Genomic DNA, 22,637 nt, shown 5'->3' with positions numbered 1-22,637 from the left:
AGCCACCTCGGCTCTGCCCGGAGGACCCCTTCCGGGTTATGTACGACCGCAGGCCGGGGTGGCGGTCGTTTGCCTTGATCGTCGGTCATGCAGATGGTGGAGCGAGGCCCGGCGGAAGGCGGTCGCTCACGAGGCGGTGCGGGTCCACTGCTGGTTGGTGCCGTTGGTGCAGGTGTACTGCTCGATGTCGCCGCCGTCCGCCGTCGAGGCGCCGGTCACGTCGAGGCACTTGCCGCTGTGGCGGGCCTTCAGCGTGTTGTAGCTGCCGGTCGCGGTCCACTGCCACTGCTGGTTGGTGCCGCTGCCGCAGGCGTACTGGATGATGTTGGCGCCGTCCGCCGTCGAGGCCGAGGCGACATCCAGGCACTTGCCGCTGTTTTGGTTGACAATGCGCAGGTAGCCGTTGCCGAGGTCCTCAAATGCCCACCGCTGGTTGAGTCCGCCGTTCCAGGCGTACTGCTTGACCTCGGTGCTGTCTGACAGCGATGCGCCGACCACGTCCATGACCCGCCCGCTGTTGCGGTTGGTGACCCGGTAGTGCGCGAGCGCCGCGTTGCCGCCGCCGTCCAGGCCCCACGAGTAGCGCAGCTGGTCGCGACCGGACGCGTTCGTCGTCGAGAGGGTCAGGTTCGTGCCGCTGCCGCCGATCTCCTGCAGCCGGTAGTGGTCGCCGATCCGCACGCCCGGCCAGTACACCGTGCCCAGCCCCTCGGCGCGTGCCTCGGCGGCGGTTCCGCGGATGAAGGCGACGAAGCTGTCGCTCGCCGAGGGCACGTCGTAGTTGCGCCCGTCGGTCATCGGCGCGCCGAATTCGGTGATCAAAACCCTCGACGCGTACGCCCCGACGCTCGTGCGCAGGGATTCGCGCCAGGAGTCCTCCGTCGTACGGCCGGAGTCGAAGAACTGGTAGGTGTGGCGGGAGATGAGCGTCCCGTCGAAGCGGGAGTCCGACCCGATTGTGGTGAGCCGCTGGTTGTAACCGGCGCCGGAGATGATGACCCGGCCCCGCGGCACCGACGAGTAGGTGGACAGCCACTGGGCGGCCAGGTTCTTCCAGTCGCCGTCGCTGTAGCCGTACGGCTCGTTCATCGGCTCGAAGTAGACGCCGGCGTTTCCCGAGTACTTCGTGACGATCGTCTGCCACATCGACCAGAACTGCGTGAGGTTGTCGACGGTCCCGTTGCGGGAGCTCGCCGCCTCCCAGTAGCTGAGGATCACCTTCATCCCCTTGCCGGTGGCCGCGTCGATCGCCCCGGTGTACGAGTTCCAGTACGAACCGGAGACGGTCGGATAGTTCACCGGCATCCGCACCGTGTTCGCCCCCAGGTTGTTCTGGAAGCCGGTGAGGATCCCGTTCGCCTTGGCCTGCGTGGTGGCGTAGCTGTCGCCGGTGCTCAGCCCGCCGAGCACGAGGGTGTCGTCGACGAAGTTGTCGCGCTGGTCGGCCCAGTTCACGCCGCGGAAGCCGGAGGTGGCGGCGGCCGCGGGGCTTGCGGCGGCCGGCACGGCCAGCACCGCGGCCAGAAGCGCCAGGATCGGCAGAGCTTTCTTCATGGCACTCATCTCAGGGACTCGGGGACTCGCCGCGCCACGATGCGAAGCGAGACGGTCAGAAACGTTCACACCCGAACGTGGAACGGCGAGGACTGACGGACGACGAGCTCGGGCGCGACGAGGACACCGCGCGCGGGCCGCAGGGAGCCGCCCAGCAGCCGGGAGACGATCAGCTCCACGGCGAGCCGCCCGACGTGGTTCGCGGGCGGCCGCACGGCGGTGAGCGGCGGCTCGGCCAGGTGCGCGACCTCGTCGTCGTACGAGATGAGAGCGATGTCCTCCGGAATGCGTAAGCCTCGGTCCGCGCAGGCCTGCGCGATCGCTATCGCCTGGGGGTCGCTGTGCACGATGAGCGCGGTGACGCCCTGCCGGCGGCAGCGGGAGAGGACGTCGTCGTAGGACGGGTTGTCGTCGAGCAGGATCGGCGGCGGAAGGTCGGGATGCCGCAGGTAGACCGAGGTGGGACTGGCCGGCGACAGCAGCAGGCCGATCCGCCGGTGCCCGTGCTCGCGCAGGTGGTGCACGGCGATCTCGAGACCGAGCGCGTGGTCGCTGCGCACCCACTCGACCTTGCGGGCGGCGGCGGTCCAGCGGCGCGGCTGCCGCTCGACCAGGACGCACGGCACCGGCAGCCGGCCGATCCAGTCGACGATGTCGTCGTCGTCGAGGCTGGGCGCGAGCAGCAGGCCGCGCACCTCGCCGGCCTCGACGAGCCGGCCGATCTGCCGCCGGTCCTCGTCCGGGTCGTGGCTCGAGCCGCGCAGCTGAATGGTCACGCCGAGCGCGGCGGCCGCGGCCCGCGCCCCGGCCACCACCGGCGGCCAGGAGAAGTCGAGCGACGGCACGACCATCCCGATCGCGAAGCCGGTGACGGTGGCGGCGCGCGGGCGGCCGGCGGGGCGGGAGCGCAGCGGCAGGGTGGCGCCGCCGTGCACGCGGGTGACCAGGTTGCGGGCGGCGAGGGCGGTGATGTCGCGGCGGATGGTGAGCTCGCTGACGCCGAGGTCGCGGGCGAGCTCCCGGACCCGCACGGCGCCGCGCTGGTGCAACTCCGTGAGCAGCCGCTCGTGCCGCTGCACCTGGAAGAGGCGTTCGTCGGTCACCGGCACTCCAGACCGGCGGGAGGAGCGCCGTGATTGTTTCGTCTTGGTGAACGTAGTGCGCCACGATATCGATCGTCAACGATGTTCGGATGGTTTCGTTCGTGGACGATCCCGACCGGATCGTGGCGCCGCGACCGTTCGGTCGGCTACCAACGGCCTATGCGTAAGGGAGTCGTGGTCGCGCTCGTCCTGGCGATGGTGGCGCTGGCCGCTACCCCGGCCCGGGCGGCGGCCGTCACCGTGGTCAACGGCACGCAGTTCACCGACACGTCGGGCGCGGTCGTCCACGCGCACGGCGGGGGAGTGCTGAAGGTGGGCTCCTATTACTACTGGTTCGGCGAGAACCGGAACGCCGACGACACGTTCAAGGCCGTCTCGGTCTATCGATCCACCGACCTGCGTACGTGGGAATTCCGTAACAACGTGCTGACGCCGTCCTCGGCCGCCGAGCTGCAGGGCGCCAACATCGAGCGGCCGAAGGTCATCTACAACGCGAGCACGGGCCAGTACGTGATGTGGATGCACAAGGAGAACGGCTCCGACTACAGCGAGGCGCGGGCCGCCGTAGCGTATTCGTCGACGGTCGATGGGGCGTACACCTATCAAGGAAGTTTTCGCCCCTCGGGCAGCTACATGTCCCGCGACATCACGCTGTTCAACGACAACGGCACCGCGTACATGGTCTCGGCGGCGGACGAGAACTACGACCTGATGATCTACCGGCTCACCGCGGACTTCCGCGGCATCGCGAGCGTGGTCGGCAACTTCTGGAACGACGCGCACCGCGAGGCGCCGGCCCTGTTCAAGCGGGGCAGCACGTACTTCATGCTCACCTCGGCCGCCACCGGCTGGAACCCGAATCAGGCCCAGTACGCCACCGCGTCGAGCGTCTCCGGCCCGTGGACCGGATGGTCGAACGTGGGCGACTCGACCACCTTCGGCTCGCAACCCGCCTACGTCCTGCCCGTTCAGGGCACATCGACCACGAGTTACCTGTACCTGGGCGACCGCTGGGCCGGCGCGTCGGGCGGGCCGGTCAACAACTCCTCGTACGTCTGGTTGCCGATCGCCTTTCCCTCGGCGACGACCATGAGCCTCTCCTGGTACCCGAGCGTCACGATCGACGCCGCGGCCGGAACCGTCAGCGGAAACGCGGCGACCTACTACCGCATCACCAACCGCAACAGCGGCAAGGTCATGGACGCGGTCGGCGCCTCCACCGCCAACAACACCGAGATCAAGCAGTACGCCTGGAACGGCGGTGGCAACCAGAAGTGGGAGTTCCAGGACGCGGGCAGCGGGTACTTCCGGATCGTCAACCAGAACAGCGGCAAGTGCCTGGACGTGTCCTCGGCGTCCACAGCGGACGGTGCGAACATCATCCAGTACACCTGCGGCAGCGGCTCCAACCAGCAGTGGCAGTGGACCGCGACCGGCGGCTACAACACGCTGAAGGCCCGCCACAGCGGCAAATGCCTCGACGTGGTCAACGCCAACACCGCCGACGGCGCCGACATCCAGCAGTACACCTGCAACAACGGCACCAACCAGCAGTGGAGCCGCACCCAGTCCTAGTACCAACGGTGTTCTTCCGGTCAGCCCTTCACCGCGCCCGCGGTGAGCCCCTCGGACAGGAAGCGTTGTCCGAAGGCGTACATGACCACAACGGGGATGCTGACGAGCAGCGATGCCGCGGCGAGCTGTCCCTGCGGCACGACGTCCCCGGCGATCATCGACTGCATCCCCACCGGGAGAGTCTTGTACTCGTCCTTCGTGATGAACACGAAGGCGAAGAGGAACTCGTTCCAGGCATTGGTCAGAGTGAACAGCGCGACCGCCAGCAAACCAGGCTTGGCAAGCGGCAGCACCACTCGGCGGAACGCCTGGACGCGGGTGCAACCGTCGACCAGTGCGGCCTCCTCCAGCTCGGCCGGGATCGACGCGAAATATCCCGCCAGCAGCCAGGTGGCGAACGGAAGGGTGAAGGTCGGGTACGTCAGCACCAGCGACCACATCGAGTCGGTGAGCCGCACCCCGATGAGCAGCTGGTAGAGCGGGATGAACAGCAGCGCACCCGGCATCACGTAGGTGAGCAGCACCGTGACGGTGAATCCCTGCGTCCCGCGGAACCGCAGCCGGGCCAGCGCGTATCCGCCCAGGGCCGCGCAGGCCAGAGCCACCGCGGTCGACGCCGCGGACACCAGCACGGTGTTGAGATACCAGCGGCCGAACGGCTGGTTGGTGAACAGGGCGCCGAACTGCTCCAAGGTCCACGGCGTCGGCCACAGGTCGTGTTCGCGCGTGACGACCTGGCCCTCGGACTTGAAGGCCGTGACGGCGATCCAGTACAGCGGGCCCAGTGCGAAGGCCAGCAGCCCGGCCAGCGCGACCCCGGACCCCACGCCCGACACCCGGGACGACGCGCGCCGGCCTCCCCGGGCCTCCAGCGCCGAGACCACCCGGCCGGCCGCGGCCGCGATCAGCAGGATCACGCCGAGGACCACTGCCGCCTTCCAGAAGATGTGGGGCGACGCCCAGGCCAGCACGCCGGTGAACACCGCGGCGAGCACCCACGGCAGCGCCGTGCGCGACCGGCCGGTCCATCGGGGCGGGGGCCTGTTTCCGGTGTCCGCGCGCAACGTCCGGACCAGGAAGAACACCAGCGCGGCGATGATCGGGAGCATGACGAGCGTGACCGCCGCCCCGGCGCCGTACTGCAGCTGCAGGATCGCCTTCGAATAGGCGACGAGCACGTACGGCGCGGTCACGTTGCCCGGGCCGCCCTGCGTCAGCAGCCAGATGAGGTCGAAGTTGTTGAACGTCCAGATCGATGACAGCGTGACGGTCACGGTGATCACATGGCGCAGCCCGGGCAGCGTCACGTGGACGAACCGCTGCCACGCCGAGGTGCCGTCGATGGTCGCCGCCTCGTACTGGTCGGCCGGGATGGCCTTCAGGCCGGCGAGGAAGCAGACGGTGAAGAACGGCACCCCTTTCCACACGTTCACCAGGATCACCGACGGCATGGCCAGCGACGCGTCGGACAGCCAGCCCGCCGGCCAGCTGTCGACCAGGTGGGCGGAGGCCAGCAGCGGCCCGATCCCCGACGCGGTGAGCAGGGCGTTGACGCTGCCGAAGATCGGGTCGAGCAGCGAGCGCCAGCTGAACGCCGTCACCACCGTCGGCACCACCCACGGCATCAGCAGGAGCCCGGTCACCAGCGCCCGCCCACGCCGCCGGCGGTGCAGCAGCAGGGCCGCGGCCAGCCCCAGCACCACCTTGAAGATTTCGGCGTACGCGGTGAAGACGAACGAGTTCACCACGCCCGTGCGGAATTGCTCGTCGCCGGCGAGGGCCAGGTAGTTGTCCAGACCGACGAACACGTTGTCCTGTCCGTGCCGCTCGGTGGTGCTGGTGACGATCGACCGGGCGATCGGCACGAGCACGAGCCCACCGACCAGCACGGCCGTCGGCGCCAGGAACAGTGCGGCCAGCCGCCAGTCCCGGCCCAGCCGCCGCTGGGTCTTGGTGAGGGAGCCGGGCCCCGGTGGCGAGGATGGCCGTGTCACCGGGGCCGGCGCTGATCGGACCGACCTCACTGCGGCAGCCCCTGCTGAGCGAAGATCTGCACCATCTTGGCGTGGGCCGCCCGCACGGCCTGAGCGGCCGCGGTTCCCTGCGCGACCTGCTGCATCATGTCGGTGAGGACGTAGGCAGCGACGACGGCCTGCTGGCCGGCGCTGGCCTTTTGCGGGAAGGCAAGGCCGTTCTTGGTGGACAGCGGCAGCGACTGCTGGGACATGTTGCGCACCATGGGGAACGCCGGGTCGCCGCTGGTGAAGAACGGGTCGGCGTCCCAGACCTTCTCCCAGGCGGGCATCACCAGGCCGGGCGCCTCCTTCGACACCCCGATCAGCGCGGGCGCACTGACCAGGTACTGCGCCAGGAGCTTGGCGAGCGCTGGGTTCTTGGCGCCCTTGAAGACGACGAAGCCCTGGGACTGGCCGAGCAGCAGGGACTTGTCGGTCGCCGGCCCGATGCAGTCGGAGAACACGTGGGTGTTGCCGTACACGGGATTCTTCTTGGTCTTGGAGTCCGCGTAGACGCTGAAGCTGTTGCGGGTGTAGCCGAGGATTCCGGCGAGCCAGTTCTCGTTGTTGCTGGTGTCGGTCCAGCTGGCCACGCCCGGCGGCAACATCGGCTTGTACTTGGGGTTGGTGTAGATGTCGCCCAGGAAGGTCACCGCCTGCACCGTCTCGGAGGAGTCGAACGTGACCTTCCGGCCGTCGTTGGAGGCGATCGCCCCGCCGTAGGAGTTGATCAAAGCCTCGATCATGCCGTTGCCGTCACCGGACCGGTTCAGCGTCATGCCCCAGCCGAACCGGCGCTTGCCCGGATCGGAGATCGCCAGGCACAGATCCCGGAGTTCCTCCCAGGTGTAGACGTCCTTGGGCGAGATGCCCTTCTCCCGCATCCAGTCCTTGCGCAGGAACGACCCGATCCCGATGAAGTGGTACGGGATCGCGAACCACTTACCGTCGAAGACGCAGAAGTTCTTGGCCTCGGCGCAGGGCTCGCCGTACTTGGCCGTCAGCGCCGTGACGACGTCCGTCACGTCCTCCAGATCGCCCAGCGCGTGGAACTGCGCGACGAACCGCGAGTCGGTCATGAACGCCAGGTCGCGCGCCACGCCGCCCTTGACCTCGGCGTCGATCTTGGCCACCACGTCGCCGGCGTCGGCCTGGACCAGGCTGTTCTCGATCTTCGTCCCGGTGGCGCCGGCGAACTTCGCGATCGCCCCGTCGAGCTGCTCGTTGGCGGCCGTCGAGTACAGCTTCTGCGACAGCACCCCCATCGAGGAGCCCTTCATCGACGACGCGGCATCGACCAGTTCCTGCGGAACCTCCGCCTGCGCCTTGGGGGCCGGATCGGAGGTGCCCCCGCACGCGGCCAGACCGGCTGCGCCGAGCACCCCCACCCCCATCCCCAGAATTTCGCGCCGGGACCAGGACAGGTTTTCCTTCATAGCCATTCCCCCTCCTTCGTTACCGCCGATCCGCTCGCTGAAATAGCTGAAACCCCATGATTTCGGTCCGACATGGGGCGTGTTTTCGCGCGCTGGGTTGCCCTGCAGTGGCGATGTGATCGGCAATCGGGCCGGGGGAGCGGCGCGAGCCGTTCGAAATCTCGAACTCAGTTCGATATACCGTATTGTGGTTGGACGCGACGGTAGAGGACTACCTCGAAAGGTGTCAATGTTTCGATCTGATGTCCGCTTACAGTGGCTGCGCCGAGTAGCCCATCCGGGCGGACAGCGACGCCGCGCCCTCGCGGACGAGCTTGGTCCACTCCGCCGGCGCCGGCGACGTCCAGCGGATGATCGGCGCCGAGATGCTCATGGCGGCGATGGTCGCGCCCGAATGGTCTCGGATCGCCGCGGCGACGCAGCGCATGGCGCTGTCGGACTCGCCGATGTCGACCGCGACGCCCTCGGCCCGGACGCCTTCGAGATGTGCTCGCAAGAAGTCCGGGTCGGTGATGCTTTCCGGCGTCATGCCCGGCAGGGCGCCCTTCGTCAGGACGGCGTCCAGGCTCGCCGGATCGAGGCTCGACAGCAGGATCTTGCCGACCGCCGTGCAGTGGGCCGGCAGCCGCAGCCCGACCCCGGAGACCATCCGGACGGGGTGCGTACTGTCGACCTTGACGAGGTAGACGACGTCGGCGCCGTCGAGCACGGCCACGTGGACCGCCTCGTCGCACGCGGCGGCCACGTCCCGCGCGACGCTCTGCGCCTCGCGGACCAGGTCGAGCCGACCCGCGAACGCGGCGCCGAGCAGGAACAGGGGCATACCGAGCCGATACTGCACCGGCTGGCCGGGGACGGAGATCAGGTACGAGCGGGCCACGAGCGTGACCAGCAGCTCGTGGACGGTGGTGCGGGGCAGGTCGAGCCGCTCGGCCACCTCACGGGCCGACAGCTGAGGACGCTCCAGAAACAGTTCCAGGATGTCGAGTGCGCGGATGACCGCCGGTACCACACGGGGCATGTCGATGAGTCCCTTCGAAATGCCGGGCCGTGTCAGCGATCTCCACGGAACAGCACCTGAACAGGGTAGCGGCGGTCTCGACAGATCAGAAACAGCCACAGTTCCCCAGACTTAGGATGGTCAGATGCCGATCTCCCTTCACCACCTGCGGGCCGGTAGCACGTCACGCTGGGCGGTCTGCCACGACGGCGAATGGGGTGAGCTCGACGGCACTCTCGCCGACCTGCTCGCCGTGCCGCTCGGCCAGGCCCGGGCGGTGGTCGAGGCCGCTGCCCGCGAGGCCGGCGGCGACATGCCCGGCGAGGAGACGCTGCCACCCGTTGACCAGCAGGAGGTGTGGGCGGCCGGGGTGACCTACCTGCGCAGCCGCGACGGACGAAAGGAGGAATCCGGGCACGGCGCCCTCTACGACCATGTCTACGACAGCGACCGCCCCGAAATCTTCTTCAAGTCCAGCCCGTGGCGGGTTGTCGGCGACCGCGACGCCGTCGGGATCCGCGCCGACTCCGGCTGGGATGTACCCGAGGCCGAGATCGGCCTGGTGCTCAACGCGACCGGCGAGGTGTTCGGCTACACACTGGCCAACGACATGAGCAGCCGATCGATCGAGGGTGAGAACCCGCTCTACCTGCCGCAGGCGAAGATCTACGACCGCTCCTGCGCGGTGGGACCGGCGATCGTGCCGAGTTGGGCGGTCGACCCGGGTCCGTTCCCGATCGGGTTGCGGGTGCTGCGCGAGGGCCGCGAGGCCTACGCCGGAACGACCTCGACGTCGGCGATGGCCCGCGGCTTCGAGGACCTGGCCGGCTGGTTGTTCCGGGCGCTGAGCTTTCCGGCCGGTGTGATCCTGTTGACCGGCACCGGCGTCGTGCCGGACGCCGATTTCACCGTGCGACCCGGCGACACGATCGAGATCACGTCCCCGGCACTCGGGACGCTGACCAACCCCGTCGTCGCGATCGGCGCTGCCACCGGTGCGAAGGCGCAACCGTGACAATGCGCAAACTTCGAGCAGTGAACGCGCAATCGCCGCTCAGACGGTGAGCACCTGGCAGCCCTGGGCCAGGATCGCGTCGAGGGCGCTGCCGCTCGCCCGGTCGTCGGTGACCAGCACGTCCACATCGGACATCTTGCACACCTGAGCGAGCGCCACCCGGCCGATCTTGGTGGCGTCGGCCAGCACCACGCTGACCCGGGCCTGCTCCCGGAGCACGGCATTGACCCGGCAGCCGACCGGGTCGTAGTTGGTGCAGCCGGCCGCGGCGTCGACGCCGTCGACGCCGATGAAGGCGACGTCGATGTTGTAGTCGGCCATGAACCTCTCCGCGCTCGGCCCGACCGCCTCCTGGCTGCTGCTGCGCACCTCGCCACCGGCCGAGAACACCCGCAGTCGCGGGTTGGCGACCAGGTAGGTGGCCACGTTGAGGGCGTTGGTGACGATGGTCAGCCCGTCCCGGTCCATCAGCAGGCGGGCGAACTCCGACACCGTGGTGCCGCCCGTGGTGCCGATGACCCGGGCGCCCTCCAGGAAACGCAGCGCCTGCCGGGCGATCCGCCGCTTCTCACCGGTGTCCTGCTCGGTCTTGTAGGACAGCGGCAGGTCGTTGAACGAGGCGTGCGTGGTCGCGCCGCCCCGGGTGCGGCTGACCAGCCGCTGCTTCTCGAGGAGCTCAAGGTCGCGGCGGACGGTGGCGGGCGAGACGGAGAAGAGGTCGGCCAGAGCCTCGACGTCGAGGCCGCCCCGCTCGACGATCGCCGCCACCATCTCGCGCAGGCGCTGCTTGCGTTGCATGCCGGAGAAAATAACACCCCGGTCGCGCAACTCGAAACGGCCGATCTGCGCCTTCGCTCAAAACTGTTGCGCGATTCGCGCAGTGAATCCGAGAAAGACTGCGCATTACGCAATGATCGCGCAACTTTCGATTGACCGTATGCGCAGGCGGTGCAATAGTCGTCCCACTGCGGCCCCGGAACTGCGCAGATGTGCATCGGAGTGCGCAAAGGGACCGCGCTGTCAGTTACGAGAAGGGCTGACCGTGATGACCGCGTTTCGATACTCCCGAACTGTTTACCTGGCCGGCGCCCTGGTGCTCGTGGGCGCCGTGGCGACCGGCTGCGGCGGCGGCAAGAGCGGCAGCGGCGGCTCCGACAAGACCACCGGCGTGACGATCACCGTCGCCCTCGCCACCGAGCCTCCGCCGCAGGCTTCGATCGACGCCTTCACCAAGAGCACCGGCATCACGGTCAAGTGGACCAACACCGACTGGGACAGCCTGCAAACCAAGATCGCTGCGGCGGCCACCGCGAAGACCTACTTCGCCGACGCCACCGACGTGGACTGGTCGCGGGTCGGTCAGCTGGGCAAGCTCAATTGGTTCTACCCGATGGAGAACTACCTGGACACCAAGGCGCTGGCCGCCGAGATGCCGCAGCTGACCTCGTTCAGCTCCAACGGCCACGTCGTCGGCATCCCGTACGACGCGTCGTTCCTGGTCACCACCGTGAACAAGAAGCTGTTCACGAAGGCCGGCATCAGCACGATGCCGACCACGATCGACGAGTACACCGCCGACCTGAAGCAGATCAAGTCCAAGAACGTGGCGCAGTACCCGCTCAACATCCCGTTCGCCGCGGCCGAGGGCCTGTCGACGTACTGGTACCAGACCACCGCGGCGTTCGGCGGGACGATCCTCGACGGCTCGGGCAAGCCGCAGTTCGCCACGCCTGACTCGCCCGGCTACCGGGCCGCGCAGTGGATGGTCGACGCGATCAAGCAGGGCCTGGTGCCGCCCGGCAACATCAACGTGGCCGACAGTCAGGGCCAGCAGACCCTGATGGCCAAGGGCGTGGTGGCCAGCACCTTCGCCGACTACTCGGGCAACGTCGGCAGCCTGTACAGCGTGCCGGCCTCGTCCACGGTGGTCGACCAGGTCGCCTACCTGTCGACCCCGGGGGTCGGCGGAGCCGGTCCGAACATGAGCAACCCGGACGGCATCGGCATACCGCGCCAGGCCAAGTACCCGGCCGCCGCGGCGAAGTTCATCGACTGGTTCACCAACGCGCAGAACCAGGCCGACTTCGCCGGGGCGAGCGGGCCGGACAAGGTGATGCCCGGCTACTTCCTGCCGTCGCGCCTGGCCGGCATGACCGAGCTGACCGAGAAGGGCAAGCTGATCGGCGGCCAGCAGTTGGCCGACCTGCTCAAGAACAGTGCCAAGCCGGTGTTCCCGCAGGGCGCGCCCTCGTGGTACCCGGAGTTCTCCAAGTCGGTCTACACCAGCCTGCACGCCGCGGCGACCGGCTCGATGAGCGTCGATGACGCGATCAAGGCGATGGCCGGCACCGCGAACAAGCTGTCGAGCTGATGACGGTCGGTACTCACAGCGGCCGGCGGCACGACGTGCCGCCGACCGGCACCGCGGGGCCCGGCCGGGCCGGGCCTCGCGGGCGGCGTTTCGACCTGCTGCCGTACGCCCTGGTCACACCCCTGGCCCTGTTCATCCTCGCGCTGGCCCTGGTGCCGGCCGGAGTGACGATCGTCCAGTCGTTCTTCCGGGTCGACGAGCTCGACCCGCCGACCAGGTTCAACGGCCTGGCCAACTTCCGGGACCTGTTCGCCGACGGCGCGATCCGGTCGAGCCTGGTCAACACCGGACTGTACGTGGTGATCGGCGTCCTGCTGTCGACGGTCCTCGGCATCGTCATGGCGGTGACCCTGCAGCGGCCGTTCCGCGGCCGGTCGATCCTGATCGCCGTGCTGATCCTGCCGTGGGCGCTGCCCGGCGTGGTCGAGGGTCTCGTCTGGACGGGCATCTGGGACGCCAACATCGGATTGCTCAACAGCGTGCTCACCTCGACCCACCTGATCTCGCACTACCAGGTGTTCCTCGGCCAGCACCGGTTCCTGACCATCCTCGCCATCGAACTGGTGCAGGTCTGGCAGATGACCCCGCTGTCCACGCTGCTGATCCTGGCCTCGCTGCAGAACATCCCGAGCGAGCTCTACGAGGCGGCGGTGCTCGACGGCTGCACGCCTTGGCAGGCACTGCGGCGGATCACTCTGCCCCTGGCCCGGCCCGGCATCGCGATCGCCATGGTGCAGGCGGTGATCGCCACGCTGAACGTGTTCGACCAGCCGTACGTGCTCAACGGCTCGGCCGACACCGGGGCGTCGCTGACCATGCAGACCTACTTCATCAGCTTCCAGAACCTGGACTTCGGTGAGGGCTACGCGCTCTCGCTGCTGATCACCGTCGCCACACTGATCCTCTCGCTCGGAGTCGTGAAGCTGGTCTACCGGCAGGTGGAGTTCTGATGCCTCGACGCCGTCCCTGGGTCCGGACTCTCGGAATCCTCTTCATCGTGCTGTGGTCGCTGGTGCCGCTGTACTGGACGCTGAACACCAGCCTGCAGACCGACGCGCAGATCAGCGCGAAGCCCGCGCACTATCTGCCGCCCAGCCCGACGCTGAGCAACTACCACGCGCTGCTGAGCGGGGCCGGCGAGATCCCGGACACCATCCGCCGCTCCTCGATCAACATCGTCGTCGAGTGCACGGCCGCCACGATCGTCACCGTGGTGCTGGCCACCCTCGCCGCGTACGCGTTCGCCCGGATGCGCTTCCGGGGCCGGAACCTGCTGTTCTACGCGGTCCTTGCCACCATGGCCTTCCCCGCCTACACCACGCTCATCCCGCTGTACCGGATCATGAGCCTGTTCGGCCTGGTCAACACGTACACCGGAATTGTGTTGGTTTATGTTTCCGGCTTCCTGCCGCTGGCCACCTGGATCCTGCACAGCTACATGACCAGCCTGCCGATCGCGATCGAGGAAGCCGGTCAGGTCGACGGCGCGAGCCGGATGCAGATCCTGTGGCGCATCGTGCTGCCACTGGCGTGGCCGGGCATCGTGTCCACGGCCATCATCACCTTCCTGTTCGCGTGGGCCCAGTTCCTGTTCCCGCTGGTGCTCTCCAGCGACCTGTCGACCCAGCCGCTCACCGTCGCCATCGCCGCGCTGCAGGGCCGTCACACCGTGCCGTTCGGGCTGCTCAACGCGGCCGGCGTACTCGCCCTGGCCGTGCCGGCCGTGATCGCGGTGGCCCTCAATCGGTTCATCGTCAACGGGCTCCTCAGCGGAAGCGTCAAGTAACACCCGGCCCGCCTTCCCAGACCGACAGAAGGATCAGTCATCGTGACCGACACTTCCCTCACCCTCGGACGGATCACTTCCCAGGAGATCGCCAGCCAGCCCGACTGCTGGACCCGCGCCCACGAGCAGGGTGCCGGTCGTACGGCCGGGCTGCCCGCGGCTGGCGAGCGGGTGCTGGTGCTCGGCTGCGGGACCTCCTACTACGTCGCCGGGGCGTACGCCTGGTTGCGCGAACAGTCCGGCCTGGGCGTCACCGACGCGCAGATCGCCTCGGAGCTGCCACCCGTGCTGCGCGACTACGACCGGGTGGTGGCGATCAGCCGCTCCGGCACGACGACCGAGGTCGTGCAAGCCCTCGAGGTGCTGCCGGCCGGCACGCCGGTCACCGCGGTGCTCGGCGAGCTGGGTACGCCGGTGGGCGCGCTCGCCACCGACATCGTCGACCTGTCGTACGCCGACGAGCGCAGCGTCGTGCAGACCCGGTTCCCGACCACTCTGCTCACCCTGCTCCGCACCCACCTCGGCGCGACCGGGCCGGACGTGGCCGGTCTGGTCGAACAGGCGCGTTCCGCGCTCGCCGAACCGACCACCACCCCGGTGCCCCGCCAGCTGGTGGTGCTCGGCACCGGCTGGGCGGCCGCCCTGGCCCAGGAGGCGGCGCTGAAGTGCCGGGAGTCGGTCGGAATGTGGGCCGAGGCCTACGCGACCGGTGAGTATCGCCACGGCCCGATCAGCGTGGCCGGCCCGGGCACCCTCGTGTGGGCGCTCACCCCGCTGACCCCGGTGCAGGCCGAGGCCATCGAGGCCACCGGCGCCACCGTACGCGAGGCCAGCCGCGACCCGCAGGCCGAACTGATCGCCGTCCAGCGCCACGCTGTCGCCTGGGCGGCGGCCGGCGGCCGGGACGCGGACGTCCCGGCGCACCTGACCCGATCCGTGGTGGTCCTCTGACCTCCGACGCCGCGCGGTGCCCCGCTTACCCTGCTACCCACGGCACAAAGCCTGGGGGCGCCCCGACGCCGAACGTGATATCGTGATATCACTCTCGCTCGGAGGTGCACCGTGCCCAACATCCTCATCCGTGACCTGAGCCAGCAGGCCGTCGACCGCATCGATGCAGCTGCCGCCAATCTCGGCTTGTCACGAAACGAATACCTGCGCCGCAAGTTCGAGGAAGGTAGCAATCTCACCGGCGACCAGACGGTCACGGCCGAGGATTGGCAGCGCTCCGCAGAAGTCTTCGCAGACCTCGCAGACCCATCGGTGATGGAGCAGGCGTGGCGGTGACGAACTGGCTGATCGACAAGTCCGCGTACGTTCGGCTCCAGCTCGGTCAAGCAGCGAACCGGGACCAGTGGAACTCACGAATCAGCCGTGGCCTGGTCCGGCTCTCCACGATCACTCGGCTCGAACTCGGGTTCTCAGCACGCTCGGGAGAAGCGGGACGCCGGCAGTTCGCATCACCGCCGCTGGCGCTGATGCCGATCGAGTACCTCACACCGGCCATCGAGGACCGAGCATCCGAGGTGCAGATGCTCCTGGCCGACCGCGGCCAGCACCGTGGACCGTCAATTCCTGATCTGCTGATCGCGGCCACGGCCGAGAAGGCCGGGCTCGTCGTCCTCGCCGTCGACAAGGATTTTGATCTCATCGCCACGATCACCGGCCAGGCCATCGAATCTCTGGACGTCCAAGCCTGACCGCCTTCAGACGCCAGGCGCGACCCGACCGCCCAGCGCCACCACCCATGACGTGGGGTCCGGTTGCCGGCGCCGAGAGGGTTTCAGCCGAAACGCCGGCTACCAAACCGGGGCGGTTCAGCACCGGGCCGATCCAGGTCACAAGAGTTTGGCCGGAAGGGTTGACCTTGACCCAGGGGCGGGGTTCGAGCATGGGGGAATGAACGCAAACGGAAACGACAATGACCTGGCCACATTCGTCACGGCGACCAGCCCCGAGTTCGGCATCCCCGGCGTGGCGGTCGGGGTGTGGGCCAACGGCCAGGAGGCATACGCCTGCCATGGCGTGACGAGCGTCGACAACCCGCTGCCGGTCACCGCGGACACCTTGTTCGAACTCGGTTCGATCACCAAGACGTACACCGCGACCGCGCTGATGTGCCTTGTCGCCGAGGGGCGGGTCGAACTCGACGCGCCGGTGCGTCGATACGTTCCGGAGCTGGTGCTGGCCGACGAGCGGGCCGCAGCCGAGGTCACGGTGGGGCAACTGCTCAACCACACGTCGGGGCTGGACTGGGCGGTGCTCGTCGACACCGGCGACGGAGATGACGCGCTGGCCGCCCACGCGGCGCAGCTGGCGGGACTGAAGCTCATCGCGCCGCCGGGCGTCCGCGCCTCGTACAGCCAGGCGGGGTACAACCTCGCCGGCCGGGTCATCGAGAAGGTCACCGGCCTCACCTACGAGCGGGCGGTTGCCGAGTTGCTCCTCATGCCGCTTGGGTTGGCGGAAAGCTTCTTCCATCCGGGGGATGTGCTGACCCGGCGGTTCGCGGTCGGCCACAACCCCGGCGACGACGGCAACCCGGCGGTGGCGTCGGGCTGGAGGCGGTGGCGCGCCAACAATCCTGGCGGCGGCCTGATGTCGTCGGTGGCCGACCAGATCCGGTGGGCCCGGTTCCACCTCGACGGCGACGCCTCGGTTCTGCCGAACGAGACGCTGTACGGCATGCGAACGTCCACCGTAGAACTGCGGGGCAGCACGCTCGGCAACGCGTTCGGCATCTGCTGGTTCCTGCGTGACGTCGACGGGGTGCGCACCATCGGGCACGGCGGATCCGCTCACGGCCAGTTTGCCGAGCTGCTGATCGTACCGGAAAGGAATTTTGCCGTTGTTTCCTTGACCAACGCGGCGCCGGGCGGAATTCCCTTCAATCAGACCGTCGTCCGATGGGCGCTCGCGCATTATCTCGGCGTGGTGGACCGCGATCCCGAGCCGCTGCCGCACGATCCGGCCCGGGCCCGGGAAGTCGCCGGCCAGTACCAGAGCGATGCCATGATCCTTGTCGTCGAGGCCGACGAGGTGGCGATGAGGCTCACGGTCGGGATCAAACCGGAGATCCGGGCGGCGGCCGACACCGAGATGCCGCCGGACTACCCGCCGGCGGCGATGGGTCTCCTGCCCGACGACGGCTACATCATCACCGAGGGCGGGCTGACGGGGCAGCGCGGCTTCTTCGCCCGGGACGAGCGCGGTGCGGTCGTTGGCCTCGACCTCGCCGGCCGGGCCGCCACGCGGATGCCCTCGGCTTGATCGAGCGACCATACTCGACCCGGAGACGGCGAGCTCGTCGAGAGGAGCGGAACAGTGATTACCATCGGCCAGCTCGCCGATTACGCCGGCGTCACGATCAAGGCCGTGCGCCACTACCACCAACGCGGGCTGCTCGCCGAGCCGCCGCGCGACGCGTCCGGCTATCGGCGCTACACCGCCCGGCACGCCGTCGACCTGGTCAAGATCAAGACGCTGGCTGAGGCGGGCGTGCCACTGGCCCGCATCGACGAGCTGCTCGCCGCCGAACCCGACCGATTCTCGGCCGCGATCATCGAGATCGACCGTCAGTTGCGGGACCGGGCCGAGGAGCTCCTCCGCACTCGGGAACGGCTTGCCCAGCTCAACGTCGGCGACCGGCTGTTCGTCTCGGCCGAGGTCTCCGACTACCTCGACGAGCTGCAGCGGCTCGGGATCAGCCAACGCCTGATCCGGATGGAACGCGACGGCTGGATCCTGCTGCGGTCGGTGGCACCGCGGTTGGCGGCCGGCTGGGTCGCCGACAAACAAGAGGCGATCACGTCTCACGAATTCCAGGCGATCTATCTGGAGTACGACGAGGCCTTCGACTTGCCACCAACCGACTCCCGGCTGCCCGCGCTGGCAGAGCGGATGGTGCGGTGGATGGCCAACCGACCAGCCCCAGCAGATCCACCGTCGGCCGAGGACGCGCAGCTAGCGAAGTTGATCGCCGCCTCGGTGGGTGCCGTCTCGCCGGCCTGGAACCGGATCGCCGAGCTGACCGGCGGGTAGGACCTTCGCCGGAACGACATCCACCTCCTCCAGCGAGCAGTGAGTGGTTCCGACCACCACCTCACATGCCCGCGCTAGAAGACTGTCGCGGTGTTCCGGTGCTCCGCGACGAAGCCATCCGGGTGGACGCGGCGACACCCGCCGCGCCTACCGGCCCTCCAGCGAACCGGATCCGACTGACGAGGTGTTCGCGAGCGCGTACCTCGGCTGGACCGGACGTTGCACCATGCGAACCGCTCAATTGCCGTCGTCGGCGACCCATTGCCCAGACGATTGGCCCGTTCGGGGAGACATTGAGCTCGGCTAACGGGGTCGCCTCGCAGCTAGCGGAGCGAAGCGGACGGGCTCCAATCCATGACCGATCAACTATGAGATGCCAGGTTGGCCGCACGTGAGCCTCCACCGCCCACGGCACTGTCGACGCCTCTGAACACCACTCATGATCAACAGACCCGCCGTCGCCGAGCTGGATGACGACAGCCATCGTTGACCTGCCGACTCGCCTGTGTGCGCCAGCAGCAGAGCACGGCCTCGCGGGGTAACGGCGTCTCGGGGCGGCTGTCGGAAGCTACAGCGTGGGCCGGCCCCACAGCAGAATCGCCAGCGACTGTCGAGCCTTCTGCGAGAGCATGCCTGGTTGCTGGACTAGCCATACCCACGTGTCGTCGGGCACTTCGGCAGGCTCAAGACTCAACGTGAGCCGTTCCGACTGACTGGGCTCGAGGAACGGCAAGTAGCTAGCCAAAGTCGAGTCGATACGGCGAAGTTCGGTTGCCCGTTGAGCTGATGATTCGGGCAGCGCGAGATAATTGCCAATCATGGCGTTGAGGGGGGTCGGAAGGTAACGGCCTAGACATAGCGCTCGTTGAAAGAGGAGGTGGAAACCCCGGGCTTCAAGATCCTCCACGGTCGGGAGGTTGGCTAGCTGTTGCCATCGCGCCGCAGCGGGCGGTGTTTCGAGGAGGGCTAGCTGTTTCGCGACTCGATCACCTACCTCTGAAGTAGCGAAGTGACCGGCGCTCAATACGGTGTAAAGCAAGCCGGCCGAGGAGTCGATCGGCATGGAGGCCGCATATTCCCGTACGCGATCGGATATGGCGTCGGCGATCCGCTCCATGTTGTCCGGCGACGTGACGTTGATCAGCGAGACAAGCGCCTCGTCGGTACGTCCAGCGAGCCGGGTTGGCACATCGTCTGAGGTGCCCAGCAGTTCCGGCACGGTCAGTCTCGACCGTTGCGGCACATGACAAGCTGCCAAGACGATGCGGTCGACGATGACTTCGACTGTATCGCTGTACGGCGCAACAATTTCGAGCAACTCGGCCATGAAATTCAGGTAGGCCTGTGGCGCCTTCGCGTAATGGGCAGAGGTTCCCATCGCGATGAGCATGATTTTCAGCAGTTCGTCGGCGCCGTCTTCAAATGTTTCGTTGAGGATCTGCACGGCCAGTTGCGCGGTAACCCTCCACGAGCCCTCTCCAAGATAAGGGGCGATCTTGTCGAGGACGGCAGCTGGTCGCGGGCGCTCCTTGACGAGCTGAGCGGCGGCGAAGTACTCAAGGAAGGTGCGATGGACGAAACCGTAGTGCGGCTCAAACTGGTCGGATGCCACATCAGTAATGACCCAAGCGCGTCCGGCGCAGAATTCCAGAAAATCAGAAGCGGCGGCTTCAGCGTCGTTCATATCGCTGAAGCGACGCGCGTGGAGGTAATCGGCGAGGAACCGAGCCCACTCGCTCCGTGGCAGTGCCTGTCGGGCACGACTGTCTGTGAACAGGTGCAGCGCCATCTTCTGCACGGCTGGACGAATTGAGGCCTCATACCGATGCAGCACCTCGATTCCGCGCTGACGATCCCAGGTCTCGAAGAGCAAGTTGGCACATCGATTGTAAATCTCGGGACGGTTGTTAGGGATGGACCGGCGCGCCGAATAAAGCGAACACAACAGCGACAACAACAAGGCGTTCGACCGCAGGTCGGCGGCTGGTTCGCTCTCGTGCATGAATGCCTCGACTAGGCCGCCGCGGCCGTCCGACCCCTCAGCCTCGTCGATCTTGAACCAGTTGTCCGCGTACTGACGGACTTGGTCTTGATCGAATGGCTGCAACTGGAAGATAGGGAACAGCTCGATATCGAGCGCGGCGTCGGTGTAGCCGACTGTGCGCGAGGTGACAACGACGCGGGCCAGCGGGAATAGGTGAATGAATCCCTCGACGAGGTCTAGAAAGGACCGCCGGTCAGCGGTGTCGCCGAGTTCGTCGATCCCGTCGATGATCACTGTTGCCTGCCCATTGAGCAGGAAGTATTCGAGGGCATCGGGGGGTGGAATGGTGTTGTGTGGCCGACGGCACGACGCCTCCAGATAGTGCAGGAGTGGATGATGCTCGGCTCGCAGCGAACGCGTGTGTTCGCGAACCCGGAGCAGAACAGGTATCTGGCCTTCTAGTCCGTCCAAGCGGTCGGCCGCCAGGTCATGCGTCAGTTTCGCTGATAGCGTCGACTTACCGGCGCCCGGATCACCGAGCACGACGCATCGACGGTCACCATCAAGCAAATCCGCGAGCGTGACGGTGAATGACGGATCCGCGGTGATCAGCGGAGGTAGCGACGCGGAAGGCCGCAGACGAGGATCGACATAGAGTTGTGAGTAGTCGACCCGTCGGCGCGCGCTACTCGCGGCAACCTCAAGCTTTTCGTGTCCGAACCGTGCTGCGCTCCGCAGACGGTTGCCGAATTCGTTGATGCCGGCGATCGTGGCGATGCGCGCAAGGAGCTCGCCGTTCCGTACAGCAGCCGCAGCGACGCTCGCCGCAGCCGCTACATCCCGTCCGGTCTCGAAGGCAGAGCCCGTGGGCGATAGCCTGCGCACGGTGTCCACCGCGGTGTTCATCAGTTCTTCGAGGGTGTCGGTGGCCATGTACAGTTCGGATTCTTTGAAGCCACCCCGATGCCGCAGCCCATGGTGCAACTGTGCACGCAGGGCGAATCGAGTTTCGTAGTCGCGATAGGCGATAGTCGCCTGCCGCACGACATTCTCGAATTGAGCGGACTCGACGAAGTCGAGAAAACTCTTGACCTGCTCTGGCGAAAGGCTGTCGACGAACGGCGCCTCCGACAGCCGGCGCAAGGGCTGGTTAGCAACGGCGACGCCTGAGGTCAACATGGTCATGGCCTCGTCAGCGATGCGCATTCGTTGCCGCAGAGTGGATGCATTGCGAGCCATGGGTCCGGCCAGAGCCTTAGCCGCAGCAGTTATCGCTGCCTTGCCCGCCGCCAAAAACACTTCCGGGAATAGCAAGCCGTCACTCCGGTGCCTACGATGGTCTTATAGCGCCGCAACCGGACACACCCGTTCGCGCCAAGCATCGTCCATGGGAGCACACTCACCCAAACGGGTGAATGTCGACAATGCGTCGAGCCGTTGGCGGACTTGATCTTTGGCCTTGCGGCCGGGTGACATCGATCCGGCTCTGGCGAAAGGAAGCGACCTTGATTGATCGTTCTTATTATCTGGAGACTGAAGATCAAATCAATGGCTTCTGTCGATCAGTTTGCATGATTTCGATCAGGCCAGCGTAAAGGGGCTGCTGGCGGCGTTCCGGCGAGTCCACCGAAGGACAGAACGGCACACGTATGCCGATGGCCGGGGCGGTGTCGACCACGATGGCCAGGTGAGTACCGCAGGCGCCGAAACATGAGGGCGCGCCTCGCAGACTGCGACCGAGCCCCGCGTCGAGCGCGGCAACCTCGACACCGTCTCGATCTCCGTCCTCCGCGCCAACGTCGAAGCCCTCGGCGTGCGACTCAACGTGACCGCCGAGTTCGACGACTCCACCTACCTCCTCGCCTGATCGATCATGAACACACACACACGTGGTCGCCCGCCGGATCGGACGATCAGTACGACCACACGACGGCTGTGACGTCTGTCTTCTGGCCCGAGCCGTAGTACCACGCGCTTGTAACCCGCTGGCCGCACGTTACTGCCCAGGTTGCTGATGCGGATCAGGGCGCCGGTACAAGCAATGCTGTCGCCCATAGCGACCGGGCAGCCTCAGCCGAGCGCAGCCGAGCGGCGCCGTCGCCTCAACCGCGCGCTGCGCCGGCCGGGCCTCGGCGCCAGCCATACTGAAAACGAATCCTCGGCCCCGTCGCAAGAGATCCGCCCGTCAAGGGCGCTGTAGTCGGCGACCACCCAACCACGTCCTCTGACATCGCCGGCACCGGGTCATACCTAGAGACGATGCTGGTCCGTCGGGGGTGCGTCTGCCCCTCCGTTTGGGTATCCGTCTCGGTGTGGACCGGATGTGGCAGAACCCGAACCGTATTCACGCTGTTCAGGGGTCGATTGTCACACTTACGGCCGTGCGCCGACGCCTACCCTGACCAGCTCACCGACGGCCACCCGTCGCAGTGCCGCCAGACTGATCCGATCCACGATCGCCATCGGCGTTGCGGCCCCGTACCCATCGCCTCCGCCCGCGCCGCAACACGTCCGCCCGCACCGCCGGTGTCGCTCGTCAGCAGCCTCGGCAGCTGATCTGCCCGTATGTGTGCGCGTCAGCCCATGGCCCGAGCGGATCGCCGGAGCCGGTCGGCCGTTCAGGGCCAACGTCGACGGCCCTGCCGTCCCGACGCGTCAGGCCGTCACCGTGACGTGGATCGTCCACCGCATGATCGGTCCCGGGCACGGGGTCGGGTCGTGGTCGCACGGGTAGTCGGTGTTCGTCGTCACGTCCGC

The 22,637-nt window shown here is 67.4% G+C and carries 18 protein-coding genes; 10 read left to right on the top strand and 8 right to left on the bottom strand.

The window, feature by feature from the left end; all coding sequences use genetic code 11:
• Positions 1 to 126 precede the first annotated feature (126 nt).
• Entirely contained in the window at positions 127 to 1,554 is a 1,428-nt protein-coding gene (locus A3CQ_RS62415) for an RICIN domain-containing protein (protein WP_020508864.1), read from the bottom strand.
• A 65-nt stretch (positions 1,555 to 1,619) separates the two neighbouring features.
• Entirely contained in the window at positions 1,620 to 2,657 is a 1,038-nt protein-coding gene (locus A3CQ_RS0100085) for a LacI family DNA-binding transcriptional regulator (RefSeq protein ID WP_051115147.1), read from the bottom strand.
• A 159-nt stretch (positions 2,658 to 2,816) separates the two neighbouring features.
• Between A3CQ_RS0100085 and A3CQ_RS0100080 the strand changes: the two genes are divergently transcribed.
• Positions 2,817 to 4,232: an RICIN domain-containing protein gene (locus tag A3CQ_RS0100080; RefSeq protein ID WP_026205136.1), complete on the top strand. Its 1,416-nt coding sequence runs from the start codon at positions 2,817 to 2,819 to the stop codon at positions 4,230 to 4,232.
• A gap of 20 nt (positions 4,233 to 4,252) precedes the next feature.
• On the opposite strand, the gene A3CQ_RS0100075 is transcribed toward A3CQ_RS0100080, so the two are convergent.
• The 3 genes from A3CQ_RS0100075 to A3CQ_RS0100065 all read right to left on the bottom strand — a co-directional run bounded on the left by A3CQ_RS0100075 (position 4,253) and on the right by A3CQ_RS0100065 (position 8,704).
• Positions 4,253 to 6,226 carry an ABC transporter permease gene (locus A3CQ_RS0100075; RefSeq protein ID WP_020508861.1) on the bottom strand — a complete coding sequence of 658 codons (1,974 nt, stop codon included), beginning with the start codon at positions 6,224 to 6,226 and terminating at the stop codon, positions 4,253 to 4,255.
• 26 nt (positions 6,227 to 6,252) lie between these two features.
• Positions 6,253 to 7,689 (bottom strand): extracellular solute-binding protein, encoded by a 1,437-nt coding sequence (locus tag A3CQ_RS0100070; protein WP_245576957.1) that lies wholly within the window; start codon positions 7,687 to 7,689, stop codon positions 6,253 to 6,255.
• Positions 7,690 to 7,933: 244 nt separating this feature from the next.
• A complete protein-coding gene (locus A3CQ_RS0100065; RefSeq protein ID WP_026205133.1) occupies positions 7,934 to 8,704 on the bottom strand; it encodes an IclR family transcriptional regulator in 771 nt (256 codons plus the stop codon).
• A 124-nt stretch (positions 8,705 to 8,828) separates the two neighbouring features.
• Here A3CQ_RS0100065 and A3CQ_RS0100060 point away from each other — a divergent pair, with 124 nt between their 5' ends.
• Complete coding sequence (locus A3CQ_RS0100060; protein WP_020508858.1) at positions 8,829 to 9,698, top strand: fumarylacetoacetate hydrolase family protein; 870 nt, start codon at positions 8,829 to 8,831, stop codon at positions 9,696 to 9,698.
• Positions 9,699 to 9,737: 39 nt separating this feature from the next.
• Here the strand turns inward: A3CQ_RS0100060 and A3CQ_RS0100055 are convergent, their stop codons facing one another.
• Positions 9,738 to 10,496: a DeoR/GlpR family DNA-binding transcription regulator gene (locus A3CQ_RS0100055; protein WP_020508857.1), complete on the bottom strand. Its 759-nt coding sequence runs from the start codon at positions 10,494 to 10,496 to the stop codon at positions 9,738 to 9,740.
• A 247-nt stretch (positions 10,497 to 10,743) separates the two neighbouring features.
• Here A3CQ_RS0100055 and A3CQ_RS0100050 point away from each other — a divergent pair, with 247 nt between their 5' ends.
• The 8 genes from A3CQ_RS0100050 (at position 10,744) to A3CQ_RS0100015 (ending at position 17,896) form a co-directional block, all read left to right on the top strand.
• A complete protein-coding gene (locus A3CQ_RS0100050) occupies positions 10,744 to 12,069 on the top strand; it encodes an extracellular solute-binding protein (protein WP_020508856.1) in 1,326 nt (441 codons plus the stop codon).
• Positions 12,069 to 13,019, top strand: a complete 951-nt coding sequence (locus A3CQ_RS50825; RefSeq protein ID WP_020508855.1) for a carbohydrate ABC transporter permease — start codon at positions 12,069 to 12,071, stop codon at positions 13,017 to 13,019. The genes A3CQ_RS0100050 and A3CQ_RS50825 overlap by 1 nt, the downstream gene beginning before the upstream one ends.
• Positions 13,019 to 13,855 (top strand): carbohydrate ABC transporter permease, encoded by an 837-nt coding sequence (locus A3CQ_RS0100040; RefSeq protein ID WP_020508854.1) that lies wholly within the window; start codon positions 13,019 to 13,021, stop codon positions 13,853 to 13,855. Before A3CQ_RS50825 ends, A3CQ_RS0100040 begins: the two co-directional genes overlap by 1 nt.
• 42 nt (positions 13,856 to 13,897) lie before the next feature.
• Positions 13,898 to 14,806: an SIS domain-containing protein gene (locus tag A3CQ_RS0100035; RefSeq protein WP_020508853.1), complete on the top strand. Its 909-nt coding sequence runs from the start codon at positions 13,898 to 13,900 to the stop codon at positions 14,804 to 14,806.
• 111 nt (positions 14,807 to 14,917) lie between these two features.
• Positions 14,918 to 15,142, top strand: coding sequence for a type II toxin-antitoxin system VapB family antitoxin (vapB, locus tag A3CQ_RS0100030; protein WP_020508852.1), 225 nt, complete (start codon positions 14,918 to 14,920; stop codon positions 15,140 to 15,142).
• Positions 15,133 to 15,555, top strand: coding sequence for a PIN domain nuclease (locus A3CQ_RS0100025; RefSeq protein WP_020508851.1), 423 nt, complete (start codon positions 15,133 to 15,135; stop codon positions 15,553 to 15,555). Before vapB ends, A3CQ_RS0100025 begins: the two co-directional genes overlap by 10 nt.
• 199 nt (positions 15,556 to 15,754) lie before the next feature.
• Positions 15,755 to 17,125 carry a serine hydrolase domain-containing protein gene (locus tag A3CQ_RS0100020; RefSeq protein ID WP_020508850.1) on the top strand — a complete coding sequence of 457 codons (1,371 nt, stop codon included), beginning with the start codon at positions 15,755 to 15,757 and terminating at the stop codon, positions 17,123 to 17,125.
• 54 nt (positions 17,126 to 17,179) lie between these two features.
• On the top strand, positions 17,180 to 17,896 hold the full coding sequence (locus A3CQ_RS0100015; protein ID WP_020508849.1) for a MerR family transcriptional regulator: 717 nt from the start codon (positions 17,180 to 17,182) through the stop codon (positions 17,894 to 17,896).
• A 568-nt stretch (positions 17,897 to 18,464) separates the two neighbouring features.
• Here A3CQ_RS0100015 and A3CQ_RS0100010 read toward each other — a convergent pair.
• Together A3CQ_RS0100010 and A3CQ_RS60365 are read right to left on the bottom strand one after the other, a co-directional pair.
• Positions 18,465 to 21,086, bottom strand: a complete 2,622-nt coding sequence (locus A3CQ_RS0100010) for an NACHT domain-containing protein (RefSeq protein WP_020508848.1) — start codon at positions 21,084 to 21,086, stop codon at positions 18,465 to 18,467.
• A gap of 334 nt (positions 21,087 to 21,420) precedes the next feature.
• Positions 21,421 to 21,558, bottom strand: a complete 138-nt coding sequence (locus A3CQ_RS60365; RefSeq protein WP_157295094.1) for a hypothetical protein — start codon at positions 21,556 to 21,558, stop codon at positions 21,421 to 21,423.
• Positions 21,559 to 22,637 lie beyond the last annotated feature (1,079 nt).

Source organism: Paractinoplanes globisporus DSM 43857, assembly GCF_000379645.1.
GTDB lineage: Bacteria > Actinomycetota > Actinomycetes > Mycobacteriales > Micromonosporaceae > Actinoplanes > Actinoplanes globisporus.
Note: the sequence above shows the minus strand (reverse complement) of the source record. Positions and strands in the feature narration are given on the sequence as shown.